We start from the raw sequence: 4,107 nt of genomic DNA, 5'->3' as shown, positions 1-4,107 counted from the left end.
CCCAGCCGGTCTCGTGGCCGTGGGTGAGGGCCACCTGGCGCCGTACGGTGCCGTGTTCGCGCAGGGTGCCCGCCACCAGGCCGAGGGGGGCGGCCGCGCCGTACAGGACCGTGTCGCACCCCTCCAGGCCGGCGATGGCCCGGGCCCGTGCCGCCACCCGCGGGGTGGGCAGCAGGACGCGGGCGCCGTCGCGCACGATGGGGAAGGGTTGGCGCAGGTCGAAGTCGGGGTCGGCCCGCGCGTCGCGGTCGGCGGGTGAGGAGCAGTACACGACGACCGAGTCGTCCGGGCGGCGCAGGGCCAGTTCGTGGACGAAGGACTCGATCCCCCCGGGGCGCGGCGGGAAGTCGTTGGTGATGATCAGGGTTCGCGGCACGGACGCGAGTCTAGGGTCGCGGCCGCGCCCGTGCCGCGTGGGCGCACCCGGTCAGGGGCGGACGGCGGCGTAGAACACCGACTGGTAGTAGCCGCTGAGGCTCACCTCGGAGATCGTGCTCTGTGAGTTCGGGGCGTGCACCATCATGCCGTCGCCCGCGTACATGCCGACGTGCGTGGGGTTGGGACCCCGGAAGAAGATCAGGTCACCGGGCTGCATGTTGCTCCAGGAGACCCGGGTACCCGCGTTGACCTGGTCGTAGGTGGTGCGGGGGAGTCGCACGCCCGCCGCTCCCCACGCGGCCTGGACGAGTCCGGAGCAGTCGTAGCCGTTCGGGCCGGTGCCGCCCCAGACGTAGGGCTTGCCGATCTGGTTGTAGGCGAAGTTCAACGCGGTGCGCGCGTTGCCGGAGGCCGGACCGGTGTAGGTGGCGCCGCCGCCGGACGAGCCCGTGCTTCCCCCGTTGCTGCCTCCGCTCCCGCTGTTGCCGCCGCCTCCGTCGCTGCCGCCACCGGTCGTGTTCTGGGTGGCCTCGGCGCGCTCCTCGGCGGTGAGCTCCTCCAGGAGCTCCTCCTGCTCGGCGATGGCCTCCTCGGCCTCCTCCGTGGCCTCCTCCGCCTCCTCCAGCGCCTGCGCGGCCTCCTCCTCGGTCGCGACGGCCTCGACCTCCAGCGACTCCAGGTACTCCAGTTCCTCGACGTAGAGCGCGAGGTCGTCGTCGTTCTGCTCGGAGAGGTAGGTCAGGTCGGCCTCGTGCGCCAGCATGTCCTCGGGGCCGGTGGCGCCGAAGAGCTGGGCGGGGGAGGTCAGGTCGGCGCCGGTGTAGGCGAGGTTGGCCAGGGCGCGCACGCTCAGACCGAGTTCGTCGACGGTCTCGCGCGTGTCCTCCAGGTCGGCCCTGATCTCCTCGAGCCGCGCCTCGGCGGCCTCGTGGGTCTCCTGTGCCTCGTTGTAGTCGGAGTTGAGGCGGCCGAACTCCTCGTCCAGGGCCTCGATCTGCTCGCGTACGTCCTCGACGGACGGCTCGGCGAGGGCGGCGGTGGGAACGAGGAGGACACCGGCGGTGAGGGAGGAGATGATCGCGGCGCGGCGGCCGCTGGGGGCAGGGGAAGCAGACACGGTGGGGACACCTTTCTCCCCTCGGGTCCGGCCGTCCGGGGCCGAGGGTTGAACCGGGCGGGTCTCGGGCAGTGAACGGCGCCAGCCGAAACGGTGTGGGGGTGTGCCCGATCCGGGCGAGGCCGTCACCACCAGGGGGCGGTGAAGAGGAGCGACCACGCTCGGCGATGAACACTAGTGCATCCTTCACTCCGGTCTCAACTGATTCGTTACCTTCGGGCGGATCGCCGTAGGTGTCCGAAATATGTTGTGACGGGCCGCACCCCGGACGGCGCGAGGGCCGCCACCCGGACGGGTGACGGCCCTCGCTGAGATCTGGGGCGCCGTCAGGGACGGACGGCGAACTGGAACTTGCCCGCCCAGTAGGCGGCCAGTCCCACGACCTCGATGTTGCGCCCCGTGCGCGGGGCGTGCACCATCTGGCCGTTGCCCGCGTACAGGCCGTCGTGGCCCAGGTTGCTGAAGAACATGATGTCGCCGGGCTGGAGCGCGTTCATGTCGTAGATGCGCTGGCCCACCTCGGCCTGCGCGTAGGTGGTGCGCGGCAGGTTGACCCCGCCCGCGCGCCAGGCGGCCTGCACCAGACCGGAGCAGTCGTAGCCGCTTGGGCCGGTGCCGCCGTAGATGTAGGGCTTGCCGATCTGCGCGTAGGCGAAGTCCAGGGCCGCGCCCGCGCTGCCCGAGGCGGGTCCGGTGTAGGAGCCGCCCGGCGTGTCGTCGGCGCCGTCGGTGGAGGCGTCGGCACTGGGGAACTGGGCCAGCAGCGCCTCCTGCTCGGCGATGGCCTCCTCGACCTCGTCCTTGGCCTCCTCGGCCTCCTCCAGGGCCTCCTCGGCCTCCTCCAGGGCCTCCTCGGCCTCGTCCTTGAGCGAGAACAGGCGCTCGGAGGACTCGCCGAACTCGTCCAGCTGGGCGAGCTGCTGCTCCGACAGGTAGTTCAGGTCGTCGTTCTGCTCCAGGAGGGCCTCGGGGCCGTCGGAGGTCAGGATGTTGGCCGTGGAGTCCAGGTCACCCGACTGGTAGGCGGCGCTGGCGAACTGCTGGACGCGCTCGCGCAGTTCGTTGTAGCGCTCCTCCTCGTCGCCGACCTGCTCGTCCAGCTCCTCGTACTGGGTCTTGGCGGTCTCGTGGTCCTCCTCGGCCTCGTTGTAGGCCTGGACCGCGGCGTCGGCCTCCTGGTTGAGCTCCTCGATGCGGTCCTCGACCTCCTCCTGGGTCGGCTCCGCGTGGGCGGTTCCGGGGGAGATCAGGGTTCCGGCGACGACCACACCGAGACCGGTCGTCGCGAGTCNGAGTCGGGGAGCCGTACGCCGACCACCGGGGTTCTTCATGGCGGTCCACGCTCCTTGGGGTAGGGACATCCGCACGGGGGTGCTGGGGAGACAACGGGGGAGGCCGTCCGCGCGGGGGCGCGGACGCGCGTGAGCGAGGGGATCCGACCGGGCGGCGGGTACAAGTGTCGCGTTCTACCCGGTAGAGCACTCACGCTCCGGAAAGAACCTAGCGGACGGTACCGCACCCCTCAACCATGGGACCCAGTACACACGGAACCGCGCACGCGGCCACCCGAACCCCACCAGTGGTGTTGTTCCAGGCAGACACACGTGCGCGACCCATGGTCACGAAGAGGTAACGAACCTGTGTGGTCGTCGTGCCGCCACCGCCGGGCACGGCCCCGTCACTCCTACCGCTCCAACCTGCGCAGGAAGATCGGTGACGGTACCGCCCGCGCTCCGGCCGAGCGCACGGCCGTCACGATCTCCCGGTCCGNCGCCCCAGCCGCACGATCAGTTCGTCGGCGGTCTCCCCGGGCGCGCTGAACAGCAGCCGAACCCGGCGCGGCTGGGCGACCACCGGCGGGGTGTCGACGTCCGCGCCGTCGAACACGCACGTGATCTCGGCCTTGGTCCGGCTCGCCAACCCCTCCAGGGAGCCCAGCAGGCGGGTGCGCTGGTCGGCCAGCGGCAGCGTTCCGTACCCGGTCTTGGTGACGTTGTAGCCGTCCACCAACAAATGCACGCGCGGAACGGTCAGGAGGTGCTCCAGCAGTCCCGGGTCGTCGTCGGGCAGTCCGCCCAACGGCACTCGGCGCTGCTCCCGCGTGGCCTCGGCGACGTGGTCGGCGGGGCTGTCCAGGGACGTGGGCAGGGCCAGTTCGCGACGCAGTCCGTGCGAGGCCTCCACCAGCACGTCCAGGAGCACGCGCAGCCGCGCCTCGTCGGCGTTGCGCTCCGATCGCACCGCGCGGCGGGCGCTCTCCACCTGGGCCTCGGCCTCCGCCAACCGGGAGCGCAGCCGTCGGTTCTCCGACTCCAGGGCACTGACCTGGGTCGCCGACTCACTCTCCCGGTCCGCGGTCTCGGCCAGGGCGCGTTCGGCCCTGGCCTTGGCCTCCTTGGCGCGCTGGCGTTCGGTGTGGACCTTGCGCCGCAGCTCGGAGATCTCGGCGCGCTGCCCACGGATCTGGCCGCGCAGCCGCTCCAGGTCGGCCTGGTGGCCGTGCTTGGTCTCGTCCAGCTGCCGACGCACCGCGTCCAGCGCCTCGGCGGTCTCGTCCGCCTCCTTCGCGCTGCTCTGACGCTCCAACTCGGTGTGGACGCCCTCGATGATCT

At 71.5% G+C, this 4,107-nt stretch carries 2 protein-coding genes and 2 pseudogenes; all 4 read right to left on the bottom strand.

From position 1 onward, the window contains the following. Nucleotides 1–376 (bottom strand): annotated as a pseudogene (locus tag D471_RS35090) (alpha-(1-2)-phosphatidylinositol mannosyltransferase); the annotation flags it as partial. Nucleotides 377–427: 51 nt separating this feature from the next. Further along, complete coding sequence (locus D471_RS0118740; RefSeq protein WP_017600032.1) at nt 428–1,495, bottom strand: C40 family peptidase; 1,068 nt, start codon at nt 1,493–1,495, stop codon at nt 428–430. Between the two features lie 326 nt (nt 1,496–1,821). Then, nucleotides 1,822–2,826: a C40 family peptidase gene (locus D471_RS0118735; RefSeq protein WP_017600031.1), complete on the bottom strand. Its 1,005-nt coding sequence runs from the start codon at nt 2,824–2,826 to the stop codon at nt 1,822–1,824. Between the two features lie 353 nt (nt 2,827–3,179). Then, nucleotides 3,180–4,107 (bottom strand): annotated as a pseudogene (locus D471_RS35085) (NYN domain-containing protein); the annotation flags it as partial.

The sequence above is a fragment of the Nocardiopsis lucentensis DSM 44048 genome (assembly GCF_000341125.1).
GTDB lineage: Bacteria > Actinomycetota > Actinomycetes > Streptosporangiales > Streptosporangiaceae > Nocardiopsis > Nocardiopsis lucentensis.
This window is presented reverse-complemented; position numbering and strand designations above follow the sequence as displayed.